Origin of the sequence: Qipengyuania aquimaris (genome assembly GCF_009827445.1) — a bacterium.
Lineage (GTDB): Bacteria > Pseudomonadota > Alphaproteobacteria > Sphingomonadales > Sphingomonadaceae > Qipengyuania > Qipengyuania aquimaris.
Window position 1 is genome coordinate 153,300 of sequence record NZ_WTYI01000001.1, and the last position, 23,505, is coordinate 176,804.

Genomic DNA, 23,505 nt, shown 5'->3' on the forward strand with positions numbered 1-23,505 from the left:
CCCTTTATCACCTAGTCGCCTATCAGGGCACGCGTTTGCGCGCCAGACAGGTGCATTCCTATTCTTCGTCGACCCGCACAACGCTGACCGAACTGCGCTTGAAGTCGCTCATGCCAAAGGTGGTCAGAAAGCTGACGTCTGCCGCATCGCGGCCGATGCCAATCTTCACCGTTTCGGCTGGGTCGGCCATTCCGGTTGGGTCCACCAGCTGCCAGCTTCCTCCTCCGTGCAGCTCGGGATCTTCCAAAAACACCTCGGCGACTGCGTGGAAATCCTGCGGATCGACACCAGGCGCGTAGCAGGCGACGTAACGCGCAGGGATCGTGCTCGCCCGCGCCATCACGATCATCGTGTGTGCATAGTCGCGGCAGATGCCCCGCCGCTCGACAAAGCTGTCGAGCGCAGTGGTTTGCGGTCCAGAAGCTCCGGGGGAATAGGTGAAATTGGATGCGATCCAATCGCGGATTGCGGCAACGCGGGCGCCGCCGCTCGTGTGGCCGAACTCATCTTCAACGAAGGTCTGGAACCGGTCGCTAGGGCAATAGCGGCTGTCAAAGAGATATTCGACTGCCTCGCCGGGAAGTTGGTGTGGGGGGAGGGCGGCGCGCCCCTCTACCTCGGATACCTGCCGCATAATGTCCACTTCGGCATGGTAATCAACTTCGAACAGGCCTTCCGCGCGTATCCAGATACGTTCGCCGATGTCGTCCTGCGCTGCGACACGAGCCTGGTGGATGGCCGGGCTCAGCTTGGTGCCTTGGGAAAGGATACGCTGCTCCGGTATCGCTGCGGCCTCGAACTGGAGCAAAACATCGGTCTCGCATTCCAGAAAAAAGGCGAAGCTGCTTTCGATCCTTACGGGCATGAGGTGGCAACGCAGCGGGACCGACAATGTTTCGGCAGAAGTGTACGGCCATAGGGTCTACGACGAGAAAGTGTGCCCAAAACGAGAAAGGGCCCCTTGCGGAGCCCTTTCAAAATTCATTTTGGTTGCGACGGATTAGCCGCGCTTTTTCTGGCCCATAAGCCAGCCCCAGAAACTCCACATGGTTTGCCTCCTGTTGTGGTTCAACAGTTAGCAATCCATTAACTATGTCTGTTTGTAAAGCCTTAACTATGTTCCGGTTTCAGATCTTTCGTAAGATTCCTTGAATTCCAGTAGGTTAGTCAAAGAGAGCGGGCGAGCCAATGCATAGCCCTGAACGTAGCGGCAGCCGATTTCGTTAAGGATTTGAAGGGTTTTGTCGTCCTCGGCCCCTTCGGCAACCACGGTGATTCGCGCGGCCTTGCCCATGTCTACAATACTCGATGCGATCGCCCTGGCTTTCGTACTTCTTGCAATACTGTCCACGAATAGCCGATCGATTTTCAATTCATCGAACGGGAGACCGAAGAAGGTTTCGAAATTTGCCGCGCCTACGCCGAAGTCGTCCATGGAAATCTTCACGCCCAGCGACTTCAATTCTTCAAGGATACTGGCTGCTCTTTCGAGGTCGCCGATCCGCGCGGTTTCGGTAATCTCGAGAATCAGGGCTCGCGGATCGAAGCCGGTCGCCTGCAAGGTGTTCCGCACGATGCCGACGATACGCATATCATTGAGCAGGGTGGCGGAAATATTGACCGACATGGATACGGTCGATCCGCGGAAATGCATCAAGCGGCCAGCATTACAAGCGGTCTGCAGCACATAACGGGTCAAATGCTCCATCCGCCCGGCCTTTTCACACTGGGCGATGAATTTGATCGGCGAGATGAAGCCGCGCTCCGGGTCGTGCCAGCGAACCAACGCTTCGACTCCAGTCAACGAGCCGGAGAACATGTCGATCTTCGGCTGGTACACGCAATAGATTTCGCCCGCTTCCATGGCCGCATCGATGCGTGCACGCAGTGAGATATCCCACAGTTCATCGTGGCGGGAGGCGGCCTTGGCGATCTTGATCGGTTCGTGAGCTTCCGAGGTTTCTTCCGCAACTGCGGCTGCTGCCGCTACCGAGTTGCGACCGCTTTCGGCAATCGCGGCGACACCGAAGGTGATCCCCACATCGACACTTTCCGTGCCCACTACGATCGGCGCGGCAAAGATTGCGCGCAGGCCTTCGAGATGTTCGATCAACCTCGCCGTTTCGGCCTCTGTCGTGTACCAGGCAAGGAAATGGCCATCGATATAGACGGCCAGATCGCGATCCGCGGCCCGCAAGCGGTCTACCAGGCGCAAGATGTAGCTGGAGCGTTCCGCAGATCCGAGGGTCTTGAGAACCTGCTCCAGTCCCTGGAGTCTTGCTACGACGATGTGACCCGATTTTAGCAGGTTTTGCGATACGGCACGTTCGAGCACGCGCAGCTTTTCCAGGCCCGTTTCGTTATCTATGTTTGCAACGCGAAGTCGCCACCGCGCACGCGACCGCTGTAGGCCATACACTAGCAATAGCATCGCCGCGTAAGCGAGCTCCGTGCGTACACCCAAATACGCGCCCGCAAAGAGGCAGCCCGGAAGAGCCAGCGCGATGGCGCCGTATGCCAGGCGTCGTGCGCTCTTGGTGCGTGTGAGCAGGATTGCCGCAGCCAGCGCTGCAACAAAGGCCAGCGTCAGTTCCAGTCCGGCTAGAAATCCGCTGCGACCAGACTTGAAGGTCTCTGCCGCATAGATCGAAGGATAGCTTTGCGGCGGGTTGTATCGGCCTGGTATCGAGAGGTCGAGCGTCGATAGCGATGCAGAGGGGCCGATGACGACCGATTTGCCAGTGAGATCGGGCTCTTTCGCTCCTGCATCCACTAATTGCTGAAGGCTGTACGCCGGAATGGAATCCGGGTCGAAACCGTAGTCGATGAGGATCTTGTCCCTGGGATATTCATCGACGCCGGCCAGGGCAGCAGAGAACAGCGGCGTGCTGGCATAGGCCTCATGCGTCAGGCGCCTTTCCCAGGCATAACCCAGCCAGTTGGCCCACCGCTCAGTGGCTACGCGACCGCCCGGACCTTCGAAAATCGCATCGGAACGCGCCAGTTCTTCCTTGCCGTCGAGCGACGGTTTGATCTGGTCCACCAAGCTGAGGTCGGTGCCAAATGCCTTGATTGCGCTGGCCAGTTCGGCGTCTGCCGATGCATCATCACCCTTGGTCAGAACGAAATCGATATATACTTTCGATGCCCCGGCTTGCCTGATTTCATCCAGGGCCCTTGCGAGTTGCCTGCGTTCTGCCGACCGCGAAGGCCCCTCGACATCGAGGCTCGACCCGACAAAAACGATCTCGCCGGAAGGTTGCTGATTGGCGACGCGTGACTGGATCAGCCAGAGAAAGTTGTCGACCGGCTCCAGCATAAGCATCGCAAGCATGACGAACGCCACCGCACCTGACCAAAGCAGGTGTTGCAAGCGCTTCAGAAGGCCTGACGAACGGGGCTTCCGTTCGCGGTGTTCGGGCGCTGGGGCGAGGGCGGTTTTCTCGTCCATCGCCTGCCCCTATGGCGCGATTAATCTTAAGAATGTTTCAACGTCACAGCGGATTTCTGCGGGTGACGCAGGGAAACTGCCCGTTTCGATGGTTAAGACCGCTTAAGGGGCTAGCGTTAACGAATGCGCCGCTTGCCAGCCTGAGCGTCACGCGCGCGAGTTAAAAAAGTTACGCAAATCCGGTGGTTTGCAATGGAATCTGTCGGGCGGCTAAAATCTTAAATTCCGGCACTCAAGCGCGGCGCGGGATTTACGAAATGACGCCGAAAAGATCGTGCTCGTCCGCATCCTCGATTTTTGCGGATACGATTGCGCCGGGCGCCAGGTTCTGCGGGACATTGCGCAGATAGACCGCGCCATCGATTTCCGGAGCATCGGCTTGGCTGCGACCGGTTGCTCCGACATCGCCGTCTTCGTCGGGCAAGCCCACCTCATCGATGATGACTGGAAGCGTGCGCCCGACCTTGGCCTGGAGCTTTTCCGCACTGATGCGGGCGGTCACTTCCATGATCCGCGCATAACGCTCTTCTTTCACTTCCTCGGGCACGGGGTCGGGGAGGGCATTGGCCTGCGCACCTTCCACCGGTTCGAAACGAAACGCCCCGACACGGTCGAGCTGCGCCTCTTCGAGCCAGTCCAGCAGGTACTGGAAATCCTCCTCGGTCTCGCCGGGGAAGCCCACGACGAAGCTGGAACGCACCGCGATGTCGGGACAGATCGAACGCCAGTTCTTCAAGCGATCAAGTACCTTCGCCTCATTCGCCGGCCGCTTCATGGCGCGTAGCACCTTCGGGCTCGCGTGCTGGAAGGGAATGTCGAGATAGGGCGTCAAAAGCCCCTCGGCCATCAGCGGGATGACCGCGTCGACGTGCGGGTAGGGGTAGACGTAGTGCAAGCGGACCCACGGGGGCATCCCGCCGCCGATATCGAGCTTGCCGAGTTCGCGCGCCAGGTCGGTCATGTGCGCACGGACGGGATTGCCCTTCCACTGGCGCTCTTCATGGCGTGTGTCGACGCCATAGGCAGAGGTGTCCTGGCTTATGACCAGCAGTTCCTTCGTGCCCGCTGCAACCAGCTTTTCGGCTTCGCGCAGCACGGCATCGATCCGGCGGCTGGCCAGCTTTCCGCGCAGATCCGGGATGATGCAGAAGGCGCAGGAGTGGTTGCAGCCCTCGGAGATCTTCAGATAGCTGTAATGGCGCGGCGTAAGTTTGACATCGGGCTGCGGGATCAGGTCGACGAACGGCCCCTGGCTCGGCGGTGCGTGTTCGTGCACGGCCTCGACGACCTGCTCGTACTGGTGCGCGCCGGTTACGGCGAGCACACTGGGATGTGCAGCGCGGATGACATCGGCTTCTTCGCCCATGCATCCGGTCACGATCACGCGGCCATTCTCGGAAATTGCTTCGCCAATGGCCTGCAGGCTCTCTTCCTTGGCGCTGTCGAGGAAGCCGCAGGTGTTCACCAGCACCACGTCGGCGCCGGCGTAATCGGGGCTCATTGCATAGCCGTCGGCGCGCAGGCGCGTGAGGATGCGCTCGCTGTCGACAAGGGCCTTGGGACATCCGAGGGAAACCATGCCGACCTTTTTCTGGTCGGGGATCGAAGAAGTTGTGCTGGTCATGATTGGGCGCGCCTCTACACCCGATTGAGATATTGCGCTAGCTTGCTGTGGGGCAGGGTCCCGACGGGAGGTAAAGATGAATATCTTCGACGTGAACTGGCTGGCCGTGGTGCTGGCGGCGCTGGCGGGATTTGTCGTCGGCGGAATCTGGTACGGGCCGATCATGGGCAAGACCTGGATGGGCGCGCTCGGTAAGACCGAAGAAGATCTGAAGAATGTCAATCCGGCCAAGCTTTACGGGGCGACTTTCCTGCTGGCGCTGCTGGCCAGCTGGACGCTGGCTCACACCTTCGCGACCTACGCGACCGAGCTCTCGTTCCTGGTGAAGGTGCTCACCGCGTTCGGGGTCGCGCTCGGATTTATCCTTCCGGCGCTGTGGACCAATTACCTGTTCCAGGATGCGAAAAAGCCGCTCTACTGGATCGATGGCGGATACTGGTTGTTGTTCTACACGGCGATGGGTGTGGTGCACGCAGCCTTGGGCTGATCAGGCTTCGGCGCGTTTGCGATCGTCGGCCACGTGGCCGTCGCCCTTTTTCTCGCCATTGGGCGTGGCAATGATCTCGACGATGATGTCGCCCTTTTGCAGGTTCTGGCACTCGTCTTCCCAGAAGCCGATCGCGCGTCCGTTGCGATAGACACGTAGGCCGCGCCCGCCGGTCGTGAGATCGCCGATCGCACAGCCGCATTCCTCTTCGGTCACTTCGCGTTCGACCAGCTGCACGCGGCCCGAAACGGAGGCGAGGTCGGCGAGATATTCCGCGATGTGTTCACCCTTGGCCGAGCCTGCCAGCAGCAGGCCTGTAAAGCGAACCGGGTTGATGACGTTATTCGCGCCTGCCTGCCGCGCGAGCGATTCGTTATCGTCAGCGCGTACGACGACGCTAATGGGCACATTCGGCGCAAGCGCGCGAACGGTCAGCACGATCAGGATCGAGGTGTCGTCGCGCCCTGCGGAAACGAGAACGTTCTGCGCTTCCGATATGCGCACCGCCTTTAGCGTTGTGTCGCGCGTGGCGTCGGCAGCCATGATGTTGCAGCCGAGCGCTTCCGCATCGGCGAGACGTTCCTCGCTCGGGTCGATGACGACGATGCAGGAGGGGTCCGTGCCGCGCTCGATCAGCTCGGTGACTGATTCGGAGCCGGAAATGCCATAGCCCAGGACCACGATGTGGTCCGAAAGCTGTTCCTGGATGCGGGCCATGCGCCATTTCTCCCAGCTGCGCTTGATGATGAAGTTGTAGGCGGTGCCCACGAAAATGAAAAACACTGCAAAGCGGATCGGCGTCACGATAACGGCCTCCACCAGTCGCGCCCGGTCCGAGATTGGCGCGATATCGCCAAAGCCCGTCGTCGTGATCGAGATCATCGTGAAGTAGATCACGTCGAGGAAGCTGACTTCCCCGTCGAGATTGTCGACCAGTCCTTCGCGGTCCCACCAGTGGACCATGATGACGATGAAGATGAGGAAGAGCGCAAGGCCGAGCCGGATGCCGAGATCGCCCCAGACCGGGATCTTCACTGCGCGGCGCAGCGGCTTGAAGCGCGGCCCCCGATAACTGCGGGGGCGTTTATCCGGCATGATCCGGTCGATCTGCTTTTGCCTGCTCATTCAAAACAGTAGGTGGGCGAGCGCGGCGGGACGGTCAAGACCGCTTAGCTTTCATAGCGTTCGCCCAGCGCGCCGAGCGAGGCATGGTGGGTGAGGTCGAGATGCAGCGGCGTAACCGAAACGAAGCCTTCCTCGATGGCTTCGAGATCGGTGCCGTGGTCCAGCGTATGCTCGATCGGGTCGAGGCCGAACCAGAAATATTCGAAGCCGCGCGGATCGCGACCTTCGACCACGGTGCCGCGCGAATAGTCGTGAAAACCCTGCCGTGTCGCGCGGATGCCGCGCACTTCGCTGCCCGGGCGCGGCGGGAAGTTGATGTTGACCAGCGTACGCTTGGGCAGGGGCGTGTCGAGCAGGGGGGCAAGGACCCGTTCACCCCATTCCACGGCTGCTCCGAACTGGACGCCATTGCCGAGACCTTCCTTGGCATAAACCTGGCTGAGCGCGATGGAGCGGATGCCGGCCAGCGCGCCTTCGATGGCCGCGGATACCGTACCCGAATAAGTGATGTCATCGCCAAGGTTCGCCCCGCGATTGACGCCGGACAGGATCAGGTCGGGCGGTCCGTCCATGACCTTACGCAGGCCCATGGTGACGGAATCGGTCGGCGTGCCGGTCACGGAAAAGCGCCGGTCGTCGTGCTTGAGCAGCCGCACGGGCCGCGTCAGCGTGAGCGCGTGGCCCATGCCCGACTGTTCCTCGTCGGGCGCGCAGATCCAGATGTCGTCGGAGAACTTGCGCGCAATACCTTCCAGCACTTCGAGGCCCGGAGCGCGGATGCCGTCATCATTGGTGAGGAGGATCCTCATGCCGCAGGCTCCAGCTTCGTAACGCCGCCCATGTAGGGGGCAAGGGCTTCGGGCACGGTCACGCTGCCGTCCTCGTTCTGGTAATTCTCCATCACTGCCACCAACGTGCGACCGACTGCGAGGCCGGAGCCGTTGAGGGTATGGAGGAAGTGCGTCTTCTTTTCGCCTTCAGGGCGATAGCGCGCATTCATGCGGCGCGCCTGGAACTCGCCCGTATTCGAGCAGGAGGAAATCTCGCGATAAGCGCCCTGTCCGGGCAACCAGACTTCGAGATCGAAAGTCTTGCGCGCACCGAAGCCCATGTCGCCGACGCATAGCAGCATCTTGCGATAGGGAAGCTCCAGCGCCTCCAGGATACCTTCCGCACACTTGGTCATGCGCTCATGCTCAGCCTCGCTGTCTTCCGGGCGGCAGATGCTGACCATCTCGACCTTTTCGAACTGGTGCTGGCGGATGAAGCCGCGCGTGTCCTTGCCGGCAGAGCCCGCTTCGCTGCGAAAGCAGAGTGTGTGGGCGGTAAGGCGGATGGGTTCGACCGGTTCGGGAATGATCTGGTCCGCGACCGAGGCGGTCAGCGGGACTTCCGAGGTTGGAACCAGCCAGCGGCCGTCGGTGGTCTGGAAGCTGTCTTCCGCAAACTTGGGCAGCTTGTCGGTGCCGTACATGGCATCGTCGTTGACCAGTACCGGCGGATTGCATTCGGTATAGCCGTTCTCGCGCGTCTGCTTGTCCAGCATGAACTGCGCAAGCGCGCGGTGGAGGCGGGCCATGTCGCCGCGCAGGAAGGTGAAGCGCGCACCCGACAGCTTCGCGCCGGTTTCGAAATCCATGCCGAGCGCCGGGCCGATATCGGCGTGTTCCTTCGGCTCGAAAGCGAAGTCGCGCTTGTCGCCCCAGCGCGACACTTCGACGTTGTCTTCCTCGCCTTCGCCTTCGGGCACATCGTCGGCGGGGAGATTGGGGAGGCGCGCCAAGAGGTCGTCGAGCTCGGCTCCGGCCTCGCGCTCGGCCTCTTCCCATTCGGGCATCGAAGCCTTGATCTCGGCCACTTCGGCCTTCAGCGCCTCGGCCTTGTCCTTCTCACCCTGGCCCATCGCCTGGCCGATTGCCTTGGAGGCTTCGTTGCGGCGGCTCTGCGCTTCCTGGACGCGGGTCTGCGCCTCGCGCTTGCGGGCGTCGAGGGCGAGGATGCGGTCGGATACGGCTTCCCCGCCGCGCCTCGTCATGGCGGCATCGAAGTCGGACGGATTGGCTCTGATAAAGGCGATGTCGTGCATGGTGCGCGCTATGCCGCCTGCGCGCCGCCTTGGCCAGTGGGGAAAAGAGCGGGCACCCATCCTGATCTCGTTCATTGAAGCATCTATGGCCGCTCCCGATGCGCCCATGCCGAAAGAGAGGCCGAGACACTTGCAAAACCAGCCGCTTACGCCGCCCCGCCGAACACGTTTCATCGACATTGCCGACGCAGCGATCAGGGCTGGACGCAAGGTCGGCTTGGTCGATCCTGCGCGGCTGGAGCCGGATTTCCTGATCGAACAGGTGAGCGAGGCCTACGGTTCGGACGATTTCGGCGATCGCTGGTTTGAAGGCGCGCTGGAGGTGCTGCTCGATTCGACAAAAGCCGAGGCAAGGCTGAACGCGGCCGGCGACTTTTCGGCCATGAAGACGATCCACCACCTGTTGCGCGACCGGCTCTATGCGCAGCAATGGTTCGACCGGCACCCCGAAATACTGGCGCGGCCGATCAGGAACCCGGTCGTTATCGTCGGCCCGATGCGTTCGGGCACCACGCGGATGCACCGCCTGCTGGCAAGCGACCAGAGGTTCGCGCACTTGCGCAGTTTCGAGACGATCAGTCCGGTGCCGCGTCCGGGTTTCGAGGAGGTCATGGCAGGAGAGGCGGAGGACTTCCGCCCCAAGCTTGCCGCGCGCATCATGAAGGTCGCCCGGCTCGCCAATCCACGCACCTTGTCGATCCATCCCACCGGCCCGTTCGAGCCGGAAGAGGAACTCGGCCTGATTGCCGCGAGCATGTACGGCATGAAGTTCGAAGCGCAGTGGCGCATCCCGACCTTTGCGAAGTGGAGCGAGGCGGAATCGGCGGTCCCGGCCTACCGGCACATGGCGAACCTGTTGCGCCTCATCGGATGGTCGCAGCAGGAAAGCTCGCTCCGGCCGTGGATCCTCAAGACCCCGCAGCACATGCTGGACCTGCCCGCCTTGCTGGAGGTTTTCCCCGACGCCAGGCTCATTTTCACGCACCGCGACCCGCAATCGATCGTTGGCAGCGCCGCTTCGCTCGCGTGGAACCAGACGATCATATATTCGGACGATGTTTCGCCGAATGAGATCGGGCGCGAATGGCTGCGCAAGACCGAACTGATGATTTCCCGTATGCGCGACGCGCGCGATGCCATCCCGCGCGAACGCATGATCGACGTCCACTTCGATGCCATGGACCGCGACTGGCGCGGCACGATGGAGCGGGTCTACGATTTCCTCGATCTCGACATGACGCCCGCGGTGCCGGGCATGGAAGCCTTTCTCGCCCGTTCGGCTGCGCAAAAGAGAACGCCGCACCAGTATTCGCTTGCCGAGTTCGGCCTGGATGCGGGTGAAGTATTCGAACGGCTTGGCGATTATGTGCGCACCTACGGCATCGCGGTCGACAACCCTCTCGGAGCAACCGGTTCCGCCATCGCCGCAGGATAAAGAAAGGCGGCGATCCGGTGTCCCGGTCGCCGCCTTCCTTGGAGAGCTTTTTACTTAGGCTCAGTATTCGAAGGTGAGCGTCGCGAATATCTGGCGAGGATTGCCATAGAAGGCCGTCAGCGTTCCGTCGGGACCCAAGGTGGGGATCGGGAAACCGTTGGTGCCATTCTGGATTTCGCCGGTTACCGGATCGGTCAGCACGAAGGTGTAACCGCTCGTCTTGTATTCCTTGTCGAGCAGGTTCTTGCCGTAGAGCCCGATGCTCCAGTTGCCGCCCGGCGCGGTCCATTTCACGCTGGCATCGAGCAGGGCGTAGCCATCCTGGTCGAGGTAGGGGTTCGGAATTTCGAATTGGCTCACCTTGCTGCGATAGGACAGCGTCGCGCCCAGATAGAGATCGCCGCTGCCCAGATCGGCATCGTAGCTCGCGGTCAGGCTGCCGGTGAACTCGGGAGTGTTCTGGACGACGCGGAAGTCGGCAACATCGGTGGGTGTTCCGCCGATATCGGTGATATATTCGTCGTATTCCGCATCGATGTAGCCGAGCGAGCCTGACAGGCCGAAGCCGCCGCCGAAGCGCGCATTGGCTTCCAGTTCAAGGCCCTTGAAAGTGGCCTTGCCCGCGTTCGAGACGACACCGCAGAAGCTCGGCAGGCCGCCGACTTCGCAGGCGACCGAGCCCGGGATCTGCACATCGGTGTAGTCCGCATAGAATGCGGCGGCCGCGATGTTCAGAATGCCGAGGCTACCCTTGTAGCCCACTTCGTAGCTGTCGACCTCTTCGGGAGCAAAGCTGAGGAAGTCGGCGACTTCGGCATCGGTCGGTGCACCGGTAATGGCCGCCGGAGCATTCGCCCCGACGCCGCGGGGATCGAAACCGCCGCCTTTGAAGCCCTTGGAATAGCTGGCATAAATGTTGTGATCGGGCGTCGGCATGAAGCTGATCGAGGCGCGCGGGGTGAATTTCTTGAACTCCCTGCTGCCGTCGAAATCGGTCGAGGGACCGCCGAACGGTACGCCTGCGCCGCCGAAGATCGGCGAGCCGCCACCAAGATAGTTCTGGCGCAGGATGCTGGCGCTACGCTCGTCCCAGGTATAGCGGCCACCCAGCGACAGGCTGAGCTGCTCGGTGAAGTCGAAGGTGAAGTCGCCGAAGATCGCATAGGTCTCGGTGTCGACTTCCGCCTGCGTGTAAGCGGTCAGGCCCGGGAAGGTGGTGAAGATGCGCACGTCGAACAGCGTGTCGGCCTTGGCATCCAGGTAATAGAAGCCGAGCAGGCCGGACAGCGCTCCGCCATCGTCCCACAGGAGCTGGAATTCCTGGCTCAGCTGCTCGTTGAGATAGGCGCCGGGCACGTCGAGATCGACCACCGGGAGCGCATCGAAATCGATCGGCGTGTAGCTGTCGTCCTTGCGCCATGCGGAGATCGAACGAAGCGTCAGCGCATCGGACAGTTCCATCTCTGCATGAAGCGCAATGCCGTAGCTTTCAACGTCCTGTTCCGGATCGTTCAAGGCGCCGCGCGTGTCGAATACATCGTCGAGGATCGGCGCGCCCGAAGCGAGGCCGGGAATGAGGCGCGTACCACCGCGGGGGAGGGACTTGTCCTTGGTGTAATCGCCCTGAAGGCGAATGAAGCCGGGCTCGTCATAGCCGCCTACTTCAAGGCTTAGCCGTCCTGCCCAAATGTCCTTGTTGTAATTCTCCAGCCCCGTGGTGAGGTTATCGCCGAACCCGCCGCGCGACAGGCGTGCGAGCGAGCCGCCGACACGGACCATGTCGCCCATCGGAACGGAAGCGGTCACCACGCCTTCTGCTTGGTCATACGTGCCGTAGGTGGCGCGCGCCTTGAACGAAGGTTCGAGCGGCAGGCGCTTGGTCACATATTTGACCGCGCCGCCGATGGTGTTGCGTCCGTAAAGCGTTCCCTGCGGTCCGCGCAGGACCTCGATCCGCTCGACGTCGTAGATATCAAGCACTGCAGCCTGCGGACGGTTCAGATAGACATCGTCGAGATAGATGCCGACGCCCTGTTCGAAGCCGGAGACGGGGTCCTGCTGGCCGATGCCGCGAATGAATGCGGACAGGGTGGAGTTGGTCGCGCGGCTGGCTTCCAGCGTTACGTTAGGGACCGCCTGCGCGATGTCGGTGATGTCCAGTGCGCCGCGCTCTTCAAGCGCCTCGCCCGAAAAGGCCGACACCGCGACCGGCACGTCGATCAGGCGTTCTTCGCGGCGACGGGCGGTGACGACGATCACGTCTTCGCTTTCGTCGATTTCCGCAACTGCGTCCGTTTCGGACTGGGCCGCAGCGGGCGTGGCCAATGCCGCGCAGGCGACGCCGGTCATCAAAGCAGCCGTCAGGCGCACGGGGTGAAAATGCATATTGAAACCTCCCTCAAAATCTCTCGAACGCCGGGATATTGAAAACTGAACCACCTTTCAAGTTTTATCTTGCGCTGTCCTTATTCTAAGGGGTAGCGGTGTCAGCGGGAGGAAGTCGGGATGGACAGCGAAACGATCGAGAACCCTAAGGTTCCGCGCACCGAAAGGGGGCGCAAGACCCAGCGCAAGCTGCTGGATGCAGCAGCGATCGAATTCGGCGAACGGGGTTTCCACGAGGCGTCGATCAGCTCAATCACGCGTCGGGCGGGTGTGGCGCTTGGATCGTTCTACACCTACTTCGACAGCAAGGATGCGATCTTCCGCGCACTAGTGCTCGACATGAGCGATGCGGTGAAATCGGCCGCTCGCGATGCCATTGCGGACGAGACCGATCCGCTCGCGATCGAACGTGCAGCGCTCGGCGGGTTCCTGCGCTTCGCCAGCGAGCATAAGGAAATCTACCGGATTATCGACGAGGCGGAATTCGTCGATCCGGAAAGCTACCGCGCACATTATGAAACGATCGGAGAACGTATCGCCCTGCGCCTCAGAGATGGTGCCGAGGCTGGCGTCATGCGGTCGGATCTCGGCGAGGTCGAGGCCTGGGCCTTGATGGGAATGAACGTTTTCCTGGGATTGCGCTACGCCATCTGGAACAGGGACGGCGACCCCGCGCCCGAAGCCGTGGCCAAGGCTGCCAACACCTTGCTTGCAAAGGGAATAGAGGCCTGAGCCGCCGGAACGCGTGCCGCCTCTGACCGTTGTAAGGGCAAAGGAGACACGAATATGATTGGGAAGGTTATCGGCGCCTATATGGGCGACAGGCTCGCAAAGAAGACTTCCACCGGTATTGGCGGTGCGGGCGGCGCAGCCCTCGGCGTGATCGCAGCAGCCGCGCTGCGCAGGCTGAGCCTGCCGGCAATGATCGCTCTGGGCGCAGGTGGTTACCTCGCCAAGAAGCTGTCGGAAAAGAACACCGGTACCGGCGATGCCGAACCGCAGACTACCAAGCCTGCGAAGGTGAAGAAGCCTGCCAAGGCAGCCTGAACGGCCTGAACAACAGACAAAGGAACGCCGTCCCGCTTGGGGCGGCGTTTTTCGTTGGGGTCAGCCCGGTAGGGTAATGGGCCGCGTTTCATATTGCTGCTGCCACTGGTGGACATCCGACAGCATGATGTCGCTAAGCCTCCTGATCCTGTCGACGAGGCGCGTGTAGCCCAGATCGTCCCGCTCGAAAGAGGCTTCGAGCTTGCGCAGGCGCCGGGCAAGGGCGGTCGAACGTTCTGCCGTCGCAGCGAAATCGCCCTGCATCCGTATGCCGTAAAGAGCCGCGGCAAGAGCCGGGAAGAAGGCGGTCGCAAAGGTGGTGACGGCTGCCAGGCTGACACCGGAAATATATCCCATCTTGTCGGAGAAGATGGGCGTCGAAAGATACAGCGCGCAGAATAGGATTGTGCCAACGAACAGCCAGTCGCCCGCCTGGTGCAACCTGTGGTTGGTGTGTTCCATCAGATGCGCATTGCCGTCGTGATAGGCGATCTGGTCACGGATCAGCCTGATGGCCGTCTCCCGGACGCGCGCGAGATAATTACGGTCCAGCTGACCCGGCGGCATGTCCAGCTCGCGCGCAGTGGCGCGGGCATACCAGGTTACCCAACCGGGATGCGTGGTCCCGTCTTCCACATCGCGAAGCTCCAGCCTGCCGAGTGTGGACGACATTGCGAGCAATCTGAGGCGTTCCGCAAGATGGCGCCTGTCGATCCACATCGTATGGAAATCCGACCTGCGCGCACTTCGGGTGTTGAGGATGATGAGGGCGATTACCAGCAGTTCGGCCGCTATCAGGAAGGACTTACCCGCGGGCCAGAACAGGCCCGACAGGGCGAGAAGGACGGCGAGGGCGGCCAGCGTGAAATTGGTCACGAAACTGCTTCTGAACCGCAAGGCGAAATAGCTCGCCGCCATGTCCGCTCGCGCAAACCGGTCCGCTACTTCATCGTTCAATCTGCGCCCTAATGCGCCAAGCCCTGCGAAGGGTTCGACCATCGGCATGAAATATTTACGCGCTTCGGCCACGGAGGGCATCTTGAAGCGTGTCTTGGCTAGGCTCTTCGTGCCGCAAGCGAGCAGCAACAGGGGCCAGGCCATGGTGAACTGCTTGCGCCTGGGAGCAGGGGCGTAAAAGGTTTGCAGGCATTTTGCGTCTTCGCCTTCCGGCGGTGCGCAAAGGGCCTCGAGCAATTGGGGTAGGGCTTTCGCCAACTCGACGCGTTCGACCCCGTCGATGGACGGGCGGTCGGGTATCTCGTCGTGCAAACCGCTCCACAGCAATTGGGGAGGATGCACTTCGTCCGGCCAGACGTGGATGACGGGCATATGGCTTGCCACGGCTTGGGCGACGACTTCCGTCGTACCGCCGCGACCCCGAGCTGCGTCGCCGTCCCAGACTGCGATGAGAATATCGGACTGGGCGAGCACGAGGCGACCGACCGCCTCGTAGGCCCCCGGATCGCCTGACTGGTGGTCGACGAGTTCAACGGTGCTTTCCGCGGCCTCGATCAGGGCCTGCGTCTGTGCCCATTCGGAAGGCTCGAAATCGCGCGCATAGTCATCCTTGCGAAAGGGCAGGCACGCAGACAGCGGCAAGCCCTGCGTTAGTGCCGCCTCAGCGGCGACGGTGTCGGCACCGGTCGCCATCGCGGAAACCAGCCGGACCACTGGCGCGTCATCGGAAAACACGTCGCGATTGCGCTCGTAGATGTCCTGGAGTGCAGTTTTCGCGCGGGCGAAGATGTCCTCGCAGCCATGTCGCACGGCCTCGTTGCGTTCGCGCGGGAGCCTCGGCGGTCTGTGACCGGTAATTCCGATCCGCAGGGTCAGGCGCGGTTTCAGGTCGAGCCGTTCCGACATTTAGCCTGGTGCCCCTTCCGCATCCCAGTGTTCCCGCGCCCAGTCGCACATCTGATCGCAGTGCTCCAGTTGCCCGAACCAGCGTTGCAGTCTGAGCTGGAGGAGGTCGAGCGTCACCTGCGGATCATGCTCCCTCATCTTGGCCAGATTGTCAGCTGCCTGCTCGTGATTGCCCTCGTGCTTGTCGACAAGAAAGAGGCCGAGATATGCTGCGGCGCTCGTGTGGTTCAGCCGCAGGGCGCGGTCGTATTGCCTGCGCGCTTCGGCAAGCTTGCCGTCACGCAAATGCACGCTGCCTTTCCAGACATAGGTGGCGAATTGGGTATGCGCGCCGGGTGCCTGGACGATCTCGAGATCGAATTGCTCCAAAGCTTCGTCCGCGTTGTGCAGCAGCGCATGGGCGATCCCCGCATTGTAATGCGCGAGCCCGAAATTGGGGCTCTTCTCGAGGGCCCGCTGTGCGTAGATCAGCGCGTCCTCGGGTTGGCCGATATAGTTATACGCCTCGGCGACATGGGCCAGGACCATCGGATTGTCCGGATCGAGCGACAGGGCGCGGCCGATCTCCGCATTGATCTTCTCGATGGCGCCCGGATCGTCGGGCGAGGCGTGCATGTAGATCGTCGCATTCGCATCGGCGAGCATGGCGTGGGCCAAGCCATAGGACGGCGCGATTTCGACTGCCTTCTGGGCATCCTGCAAGGCGAGGAGGAGTGTCTCTCCGGTTATCTGGCGATAATTGGCAACTGCCCGTGTGACCAATTCCCATGCCGTCAGGTTTTCGGGTTTTTTGAGCGCGCGCTCCATCTCGAGCCGGTTGACCTGCGAATTGAGATGGGCGGCGACTTCTAGGACCAGTTCCTCTTCCAGCTCGGCGAGTTCGTCGAGCGGACGTTCGAACTTCTGCGTCCAGAGGATCGTGCCGCTTCGCGCGTCGAGCAACTGGGCGGTGACGCGCAGCGATTTCATCCTGCGCCGCACATTGCCTTCGAGGATGTATCGCACCCCCAGGCTTCGCGCCATCGCCTCGATGTCGGCGATCTCGCCATCGCGGTACCGCGCGACTGCGCTGCTGGAAATGACCCGCAATTCCGCCGCCTGCGACAAGGCGTCGATGACATCCTCGACGAGGCCAATCGCAAATACGTCGTCATCCTCGAGGCCAGAGCGGTTTTTGAACGGGAGCACTGCTAACGAGGGCAATTCGCCCTCAACCCCTTCCTGTGGCGGGAGCGGGGGAGGGGCATGCGCCGTAGCCTGCGGCCTGATGACTTCGGTGTCCGCCCCATCCTTGGACTTGCGCCGTTCGACTACTTCCCGGATGTCGGAAACGAACGCCTGCCAGCGCGGATCGGACCGGTCGCCGTTCCAACCGGTGAGGTCGGCCGTCTGGGTTAGCTCGAACATGATCGGCCGCTCGCATGGCGAGATCATGGCCGGGACCAACGCGCCGTGACGGTCGCCAATGGTGGCTTCGGAACGCACCCAGCGCGACTGGACCGAGGATGCCGACCAGAGAACCACGACCGCTGGCGCCTGTCTCAGAGCCTTTTCGATTACTTCGTCGTAAGTATCGCCCGAACGCAGCGTTTCATCCCACCATACCGAAAAGCCTTCGCCCTGCAGGGTCGAGGCGAAGAGGCGGGCGATATCTTCGTCCGCGCGGCCGTAGGATATGAACAGGTCGTGCAACGCTTCCCCCGTTCGACTGCCGCAAAATTGCGGTAGTGAGCGTTCCCATTAATCTGATTTGTGCCCGTTGGCCATGGCGGGCATATTCAGGCCTGCCAGAGCACCTTGCCCGGTAGAATTGTCATGTCGTATTTCAGTCGCACTCCGTGCACGCGCTGTTGCGGAGCTATTCCGAAATCCTTGGCGACCGGAGAGCTGTCGAGATGCTCGAGCGTCATGTCGAAAGTGGTCAATCTGGGGAAGGCATCGAACCTTGTGACCTCTCCGATTGCTTCCGTAATTGCCTGGTAGCAGGCTCTATCCCCGTCATGCACGTCGCGGAATTGCTTGAGGAAGAGCTGCGGCACGCGCCGGTGCAGCGCATCGCCCAATATCTCGAAGTCCAGCTTAAGGCTGTTGTGCCAGCCATCCCCGCTCTTGCCGACGTGGTGGTAGAGAGACTTTACCGCATCACCAAAGCCGGAGATGCCGGATAGGGCAGCGCTCTCCTTCTCGCCCTTGTGGCCAAGCGTCAGGAGGCGATGCCGTGCCTGTTCGGAGGTTTTGCCGAAAGACTTCGTAGCGAAGAGATCCACGTTGAGGTCGCGCGCCGAATTCCCCTCGTCGTCCGGCAGGGTGATCCAGCCCTTCTGTTTGGCATAGCCAAAAATTTCCCTGCCCGAGGCGATGGCCACCGGATTGTCGAGCACCAGGTAGGGCATGACCATGTCGAAATGCGTGGCAACCTCCTTGCCGCCGCGTTCTTCGACCCGCACTGCGGGAATCCAGAAGGTGAGTTCCCGCTCGGGCGACCAGCCCATTCCCGGCTCGTCGACGAAGCGGCCGGTGCCGATGTCGACGATGGTCATCATCATTTTCGACGTCATCGGGCGCACGCGGACTTCGCCCCCGCTGGGTTCGTCGAACATCCTGCGACAATATCCAGCCATGAGATCGTAGTCGGCATCGAGCAGGAACGCCCACATCGTCGTGTTGTCGAGCGTGATGCGCCCCGGGAATGTCACCATCCCCGGATGCTTCACGAAGGCGCCCCGCGCCTGCGAAGGCCTTGCCGGATATTCCGCCTGGGTCAGCGCCTCGGCATCGACGCCTCGAATATCCGTCGGAAACTTCGAGATCGCATGACTTGCAAGCATACCGGAAATGGTGCTCGCTTCGAACGAGCCCAGGTTCTGCCCGTTCTGTATCCAGTCGCCCGTGAGGTAAAGATTGGAATAGGTCGATCCGCTCGCGGTCATGCGGTGCCGCGTCGAATTGCGGACTGTGAGGGTGTAGCGTTCGCTCGGATCAATATTGGCGCGCACATAGGTGCTGCGGATGGCGCCGCCCTTGGGCGCACCGGGACCGAAGCCGCCTGGCCAGAAGCGCTCGCCCTGCTGCTCCAGGAATTGCTCGGCGAATTCATCGACTTTCCTCTGCTCTCGCACGGGAAAATCGTGATCGGACGAGGGTGGAAGCGTGTCCTTGCAAGGCAGCGGACCGCACATGATCTGCTCGGTGCAAATGCCGGAATCCTTTGGCCATTCCTCGGTTCCGAGCACTTCGGAGATGTCGCACCAGGTGTTCAGATTGACCTTGTCGAACGCGCCGACGAGGGTGGGCAGTGTCCAGCCTAGGCCGACCTCGTCCTGATCCATCCAGGTTTGCAGGTTCTGCGTTGCCGTACTGCGAATCGTGTTGTTGAAGCGCGCCCACTCCGACTTTTGCGCGATCAGGTCGCGGCAGATGATCGGATGGGCAGCCGGGGGGATGGCCAAGACCAGGGCGTCGTAATCGTCTCCCGCTGTCAGCGTCAGGGGAGGCAGGGCGTCTTCCCACTCGGTCCAGTGGGATTCGAGATCGGCACCGGACGCGCGCAGCTTGTCCCCGTCCCTGATCTGTTCGAACCGGGGGCGGTCCGGCCAGACATATTGCCCGCTCTTGAGCTGGCGTAGCGGGTCGTAGTCGCCGCCGAGCAGTTCGACCTGCCGGCCCAGCTCGACGCTTTCGATCTGCTTTCCGTCGGCGGATGGCACCAGCCGATCGACGCGATGGAAGAATTCGACCTTCACGCCGCGCTGCTTAAGGACCTCGTAGATCGGCTGGACTATCGCATCACCGGTGGCGCTGTTGAACTTCCAGATGATTGCGCCCTGATAGGTCGCCGTGTTCATCAACGAGACGACCATGGTCCCCGCCTCGACTTCGCCCGGCTTCGTCCAGTCGCCTTGCGGATATGCGAAGATCAGATCGTAAAGACTGCGGATGAGGGACGAATCCAGCGTGATCTCGTCGGCGCCATGCGATCTCAGCCAGTCGCGATAATCGAGGTGATTGACGCGCTCGAGATTGGCTTCGGGATCGAACAGGAGACCGTCGCGGAGCGAGCCGATCAGGCTGGAAAGGCCAAGATCGACGAAGATCCAGAAGTGCCGGAGGTCCGCATCCTTCTCGAGGAGAGGACGCGCGCGGCGCTGGATCCAGCTGCGCAATCCCGATGCCGCATCGGCCAATAAGTTATGATGGTGGGCGCCATGCTTCGCCGGATTTTCGACAAGCGTCTGCACAAGCTGCATGGCATCGCGGATCAGGACGCTGGCAGCTTGGGCGACGAGGTGTTCAATTCCGAGAAACAGCCGCACGATCATGCGGCGCCACCACGGCAAGGAAGACAGGTCGGGATGGTTGGAGAACGTGATCCCGTGCGTGCCGAGCATTTCGCTCTCGATCCATTCAAGAACCTGGGCAATGCGGCCCCAGATATCGGGCGCCTCGGTTAGGCCAGGCGTCCCGGGCATCACGGGCACGCAGAAAGGCCATGGTTCATACTCGCCGTTGCGGCGATCCATCAGTGTCAGCGTCGTCTGCTGGGTAAAGGCCTTGTCCCAAGTTTCGAAAGGCAGGTTTTGCGCTTCGCCATAGGCTTCCTGCACCATGCGGAATGCGTTCTGGTAAGCACCCATGAACACATGGAGGCCGTGCTCCTGCACCCGCTCGCCGTGTTCGGGATTGCGCCCGGTGGCGCATTTGCCGCCCAGCCTCCAGCCCAGCTGGTAGATGGTAATATCGTACTTCCTGCGCTGCTCTGGCGCGCTGAGATAGAAGGCGGTGACAATGCCAGATAGGCCGCCGCCGAGGATGGCAACGCGAGTCTTGGTCATGGATTTGCCTCCGCACGATCCTGGAGCGTTTCAGCCACGACCTCGCCCTGCTGCGGGTAAAGCGGCAGGTCCGTACGGTTCGCGAAGAGGTGGAATGCGGCGAAGAAAGCCGGAATTCCCATCACGAACGGCGAAATCAGGTGGACATCCTCGATTTCCGGATAGCCGAGCCAGGTGTCGATCAGGGCCATGCTGGCGTAGAGGCCGACGGGAATGGCGATCATGAACCGTGAATTCATGCCGGGTGCCGGATCGAGCGGCAGGCGTCGTTCCACCAGGCGATAGAGGAAGAAGACGGTAAAGCTCGCGAGAAGCCAGCCGCGGAAGTTCTCGAGCGGCACGCCGAAATGCGGACCCGGATCTACCCAAACCCATGCCGGATGGCCCACCTCTCCGGGCTGCAGTTTCTTGGTCAGGCAATCCAGGCTGTGATCGGGGCAGGGATGGTAACTCATGACCGGGTCCATGGTCAGGTCCCATGCGGTCATCACCATGGCGCTCAGAAGGCTCAGCCAAATGATCGGGACGATTGCCGTACGCCGCGAGACCGGCCCGCCTTCCGCAATCAGGTTTGTGATGATGTAGCTGGGGTAGAACATCATGTACCAGGCAAGCGGGATCAGCAGCGGTATGCGGTCGAACAGTTTCCAGCCCAGGACGTGCGTATAGAAATAGGGGCCGAAAATCATTCCCGTGCTCTCGCCGACGAACTCGAAGCCGAACGAAATGAAGACCGCCATGAGGAAGAGGGTAAGCGCACGCTTCCAGCCAAGCAGCATAAAGGAATGGCCGAGGCAGATCGCGGCGGCCGCTGGCACAAGAATGCCCCACGGTATCCGTTCCAGCGACATGTTGAACCCGCCGGTCCTTATGCCGACATAGAACAGCACCACTGTTAGAAGTGTCAGGATCAACCAAACGGCGGCCGGAATCCGGCCCAGCCTGCTGGTAATAGCCCCCATAAATTTCCCTCCGCACAAGTGGGCGTTACCGCCTCTGTCTTATGCGACCACGAAGAGCATCGTAGGAGTGCGCGGCGGAAATGCAAGCTGGGCTCCATAACGGAGACGCTGTCGATCCAAGTGCGATGGGAAATGTCATGGTGGGCGCGGCAAGGATTGAACTTGCGACCCCACCCGTGTGAAGGGTGTGCTCTACCACTGAGCTACGCGCCCGTCGCATGCGGTCGCGGCGGGGGCCGGACGCTGGACAGGGACGCGCCTTTACGCAGCGAATCGGGGCATTGCAAGTGCGCCGGGCGCTACTGCCCGAACAGGGAAATCAGGCCTTTCAGGAAGCCACGGTCTTCCGATGCCTGTCGCCCGCCACGCTCGGTCGTGGGGCAGGCGAGGCAGTAAGCCTGCGCGCCACGCGTGCCGAGAAGCCTTCCGGCATCAGTCATCACGCGGTCCAGTGCCTGCGTTTCCTTGCGGGCGAAAAGCGCAAAGACATCGCGTCCTTGCGCGTCCTCTTCGCCAACCAGCCATTGCCGCAACAGGGTATCGGTCGTGCTGGGCGGGGTGCCAAGGTAGGCCGCATGCCATTCCCCGTCTGCCAGTTCGGCCTGTCCGGCGACCCAGGCGAGCGCTTCTTCCAGACCGCCATATTCATCGACCAACTGAAGTTGGCGCGCGGTGCCGCCGTCCCAGACGCGGCCCTGACCAACCTCGTTGGCTTGCTCCATCGTCATATTGCGAGCCTTCGAAACCCGCGTCAGGAAGTCGCGATAGCCGTCCTCGATCGACGCCTGGAGGATGCGGTCGACTTCGGGAGTGAGGCCGCCGACGATGTCCGGCTGGCCGGACAGTGGCCCGGTACGTACCCCGTCGCTGGTCACGCCAATGCTGTCTGCCGTCCTCTCGAAAGTGGGAAGCACGGCGAAAATGCCGATGGAACCGGTAATGGTTTCCGGCTCTGCAAAGATGTGGTCGGCGGGCGTGGAGACCCAGTAGCCGCCGCTCGCGGCGACATTGGCCATCGAAACCGCAACGGGAATGCCGCGCGCCTTGTGGCGCAGGATCGCATCGCGGATGGCCTCGCTGGCGAGGACCGACCCGCCTGGCGAATCGACCCGCACGACGAGGCCCGCGAAGTCGCGCTCGAGCGCCGCGTCGAGGAGATCGGCGATACGCGTGCCGCCCGCGGTACCGGGGCCAGCCTCGCCGTCGACGATTTCGCCGGCGATGGTCACGATACCGATGGGTTTACCGTCACTCGGCAGCGGATTGTCCTTCAGCCAGGCGTCAAATTCGGTTGCGGGGAAGGCGTTGGGCAGCTTGCTCCATTTGTCCGTTCCGACCAGTTCGACCACGCGCGCGTTGAAGGCATCGCGATTGCCGAGCTTGTCGACCAGCCCTGCATCGAATGCCGCCTGCGCCAGGTCGCCCTGCGCCGCTTCGACCCATTCGGCGGGCGATTGTGTAATCAGATCGAGGTCGACAGCCGGCCGCGCCTTTTTCACGTTCGCCTGCCACTCTTCCCACAGCGCTCCGTAAAGCGCCCGGGCGTTCTCACGCGCAGGCTCGGACATGGCGGTTTGCGTGTAAGGTTCGACCGCGCTCTTGTATGTGCCAACGCGGTAGACCCGTGCGTTGACGTTGAGGCGGTCGATCAGGCCCTTGTAATAGAGCCGGTGCCCGCCCGGCCCGGCCACCACTGCGCCGCCCAGCGGGTTCATCCAGACCTCGCTTGCGTGCGCGGCCAGAAAGACGCCGTCGTCTGCGTAGGCGGTGGCATAGGTCAGCACGGGTTTGTCCGCCGCCCGCACGCGGTCCATTGCCTCGCCGATGTCTTGGAGATGCACCTGGCCGGCGCCGAGAAACCGCTCTAGGTCGAGCACGACAACATCGATACGATCGTCACCGGCCGCGGCATCCAGAGCACGTACGATATCGCGGGCTTGGTACTCGCCGACGGGCGCTTGCGATGAAAGCAAGGCCTGCAGCGGATCGATCCGGCTGCGCTCTTCCACCACGACCCCATCGATTTCCAGCAGCAGCGCACCCTCGCGAACCTGCGCAGGGCTAGGGCGGGTGGTGAGGATTACGAACAGCATGCCGAAAAACAGCAGCATGAACAGCAGGACAAGGCCGTCCTTCACGCCAACCAGAAGCCGCCAAACCTTGCCCGCAAATCGCATTATAACTTACCCCGGAATACTCTTCGGCAAC

16 protein-coding genes and 1 tRNA gene are annotated in these 23,505 nt (G+C 61.7%); 4 read left to right on the plus strand and 13 right to left on the minus strand.

Annotation, left to right across the window (positions count from 1 at the left end; all coding sequences use genetic code 11):
- Positions 1 to 58: 58 nt before the first annotated feature.
- The 3 genes from GRI34_RS00670 to rimO all read right to left on the minus strand — a co-directional run bounded on the left by GRI34_RS00670 (position 59) and on the right by rimO (position 5,075).
- Complete coding sequence (locus GRI34_RS00670) at positions 59 to 865, minus strand: transglutaminase-like domain-containing protein (protein WP_160594295.1); 807 nt, start codon at positions 863 to 865, stop codon at positions 59 to 61.
- Between the two features lie 249 nt (positions 866 to 1,114).
- A complete protein-coding gene (locus GRI34_RS00675; protein ID WP_234028106.1) occupies positions 1,115 to 3,451 on the minus strand; it encodes an EAL domain-containing protein in 2,337 nt (778 codons plus the stop codon).
- A gap of 250 nt (positions 3,452 to 3,701) precedes the next feature.
- Positions 3,702 to 5,075 carry a 30S ribosomal protein S12 methylthiotransferase RimO gene (gene rimO, locus GRI34_RS00680; protein ID WP_160594297.1) on the minus strand — a complete coding sequence of 458 codons (1,374 nt, stop codon included), beginning with the start codon at positions 5,073 to 5,075 and terminating at the stop codon, positions 3,702 to 3,704.
- Positions 5,076 to 5,151: 76 nt separating this feature from the next.
- Here rimO and GRI34_RS00685 point away from each other — a divergent pair, with 76 nt between their 5' ends.
- Positions 5,152 to 5,562 (plus strand): DUF1761 domain-containing protein, encoded by a 411-nt coding sequence (locus tag GRI34_RS00685; RefSeq protein WP_160594298.1) that lies wholly within the window; start codon positions 5,152 to 5,154, stop codon positions 5,560 to 5,562.
- Here GRI34_RS00685 and GRI34_RS00690 read toward each other — a convergent pair whose 3' ends face one another.
- The 3 genes from GRI34_RS00690 to serS form a co-directional block, all read right to left on the minus strand.
- Entirely contained in the window at positions 5,563 to 6,657 is a 1,095-nt protein-coding gene (locus tag GRI34_RS00690) for a potassium channel family protein (protein ID WP_234028235.1), read from the minus strand.
- A 74-nt stretch (positions 6,658 to 6,731) separates the two neighbouring features.
- Positions 6,732 to 7,496, minus strand: a complete 765-nt coding sequence (gene surE / locus GRI34_RS00695) for a 5'/3'-nucleotidase SurE (RefSeq protein ID WP_160594300.1) — start codon at positions 7,494 to 7,496, stop codon at positions 6,732 to 6,734.
- Positions 7,493 to 8,773: a serine--tRNA ligase gene (gene serS, locus GRI34_RS00700; protein WP_160594301.1), complete on the minus strand. Its 1,281-nt coding sequence runs from the start codon at positions 8,771 to 8,773 to the stop codon at positions 7,493 to 7,495. Before serS ends, surE begins: the two co-directional genes overlap by 4 nt.
- Before the next feature lie 130 nt (positions 8,774 to 8,903).
- Here serS and GRI34_RS00705 point away from each other — a divergent pair, with 130 nt between their 5' ends.
- Positions 8,904 to 10,208, plus strand: a complete 1,305-nt coding sequence (locus GRI34_RS00705; RefSeq protein ID WP_234028107.1) for a sulfotransferase family protein — start codon at positions 8,904 to 8,906, stop codon at positions 10,206 to 10,208.
- Positions 10,209 to 10,268: 60 nt separating this feature from the next.
- Here GRI34_RS00705 and GRI34_RS00710 read toward each other — a convergent pair whose 3' ends face one another.
- Complete coding sequence (locus tag GRI34_RS00710) at positions 10,269 to 12,593, minus strand: TonB-dependent receptor (RefSeq protein ID WP_234028108.1); 2,325 nt, start codon at positions 12,591 to 12,593, stop codon at positions 10,269 to 10,271.
- Between the two features lie 120 nt (positions 12,594 to 12,713).
- On the opposite strand from GRI34_RS00710, the gene GRI34_RS00715 reads away from it, so the two are divergent.
- Positions 12,714 to 13,325 (plus strand): TetR/AcrR family transcriptional regulator, encoded by a 612-nt coding sequence (locus GRI34_RS00715; RefSeq protein ID WP_160594302.1) that lies wholly within the window; start codon positions 12,714 to 12,716, stop codon positions 13,323 to 13,325.
- A 54-nt stretch (positions 13,326 to 13,379) separates the two neighbouring features.
- Positions 13,380 to 13,640 (plus strand): hypothetical protein, encoded by a 261-nt coding sequence (locus GRI34_RS00720; RefSeq protein ID WP_160594303.1) that lies wholly within the window; start codon positions 13,380 to 13,382, stop codon positions 13,638 to 13,640.
- 60 nt (positions 13,641 to 13,700) lie between these two features.
- Here the strand turns inward: GRI34_RS00720 and GRI34_RS00725 are convergent, their stop codons facing one another.
- The 6 genes from GRI34_RS00725 to sppA form a co-directional block, all read right to left on the minus strand.
- Positions 13,701 to 15,503, minus strand: a complete 1,803-nt coding sequence (locus tag GRI34_RS00725) for a magnesium transporter CorA family protein (RefSeq protein ID WP_160594304.1) — start codon at positions 15,501 to 15,503, stop codon at positions 13,701 to 13,703.
- Entirely contained in the window at positions 15,504 to 17,195 is a 1,692-nt protein-coding gene (locus GRI34_RS00730; RefSeq protein WP_160594305.1) for a TIR domain-containing protein, read from the minus strand. It abuts the gene before it with no gap.
- Positions 17,196 to 17,281: 86 nt separating this feature from the next.
- Positions 17,282 to 20,335, minus strand: a complete 3,054-nt coding sequence (locus GRI34_RS00735) for an NAD(P)-binding protein (RefSeq protein ID WP_160594306.1) — start codon at positions 20,333 to 20,335, stop codon at positions 17,282 to 17,284.
- Positions 20,332 to 21,297 carry a carotenoid biosynthesis protein gene (locus GRI34_RS00740; RefSeq protein ID WP_160594307.1) on the minus strand — a complete coding sequence of 322 codons (966 nt, stop codon included), beginning with the start codon at positions 21,295 to 21,297 and terminating at the stop codon, positions 20,332 to 20,334. The genes GRI34_RS00735 and GRI34_RS00740 overlap by 4 nt, the downstream gene beginning before the upstream one ends.
- A gap of 138 nt (positions 21,298 to 21,435) precedes the next feature.
- Positions 21,436 to 21,510: transfer RNA gene (locus GRI34_RS00745), tRNA-Val, on the minus strand.
- An 86-nt stretch (positions 21,511 to 21,596) separates the two neighbouring features.
- A complete protein-coding gene (sppA, locus tag GRI34_RS00750; RefSeq protein ID WP_160594308.1) occupies positions 21,597 to 23,474 on the minus strand; it encodes a signal peptide peptidase SppA in 1,878 nt (625 codons plus the stop codon).
- Between the last annotated feature and the right edge of the window lie 31 nt (positions 23,475 to 23,505).

Bases quoted from the DNA above. Each gene is read 5' to 3' on its own strand.
- GRI34_RS00675 (WP_234028106.1), bottom strand. From the start codon at position 3,451: ATGGACGAGAAAACCGCCCTCGCCCCAGCGCCCGAACACCGCGAACGG.
- GRI34_RS00690 (WP_234028235.1), bottom strand. From the start codon at position 6,657: ATGCCGGATAAACGCCCCCGCAGTTATCGGGGGCCGCGCTTCAAGCCG.
- GRI34_RS00715 (WP_160594302.1), top strand. From the start codon at position 12,714: ATGGACAGCGAAACGATCGAGAACCCTAAGGTTCCGCGCACCGAAAGG.
- GRI34_RS00670 (WP_160594295.1), bottom strand. From the start codon at position 865: ATGCCCGTAAGGATCGAAAGCAGCTTCGCCTTTTTTCTGGAATGCGAG.
- rimO (WP_160594297.1), bottom strand. From the start codon at position 5,075: ATGACCAGCACAACTTCTTCGATCCCCGACCAGAAAAAGGTCGGCATG.
- GRI34_RS00740 (WP_160594307.1), bottom strand. From the start codon at position 21,297: ATGGGGGCTATTACCAGCAGGCTGGGCCGGATTCCGGCCGCCGTTTGG.
- sppA (WP_160594308.1), bottom strand. From the start codon at position 23,474: ATGCGATTTGCGGGCAAGGTTTGGCGGCTTCTGGTTGGCGTGAAGGAC.
- GRI34_RS00725 (WP_160594304.1), bottom strand. From the start codon at position 15,503: ATGTCGGAACGGCTCGACCTGAAACCGCGCCTGACCCTGCGGATCGGA.
- serS (WP_160594301.1), bottom strand. From the start codon at position 8,773: ATGCACGACATCGCCTTTATCAGAGCCAATCCGTCCGACTTCGATGCC.
- GRI34_RS00685 (WP_160594298.1), top strand. From the start codon at position 5,152: ATGAATATCTTCGACGTGAACTGGCTGGCCGTGGTGCTGGCGGCGCTG.
- GRI34_RS00710 (WP_234028108.1), bottom strand. From the start codon at position 12,593: ATGCATTTTCACCCCGTGCGCCTGACGGCTGCTTTGATGACCGGCGTC.
- GRI34_RS00735 (WP_160594306.1), bottom strand. From the start codon at position 20,335: ATGACCAAGACTCGCGTTGCCATCCTCGGCGGCGGCCTATCTGGCATT.
- surE (WP_160594300.1), bottom strand. From the start codon at position 7,496: ATGAGGATCCTCCTCACCAATGATGACGGCATCCGCGCTCCGGGCCTC.
- GRI34_RS00720 (WP_160594303.1), top strand. From the start codon at position 13,380: ATGATTGGGAAGGTTATCGGCGCCTATATGGGCGACAGGCTCGCAAAG.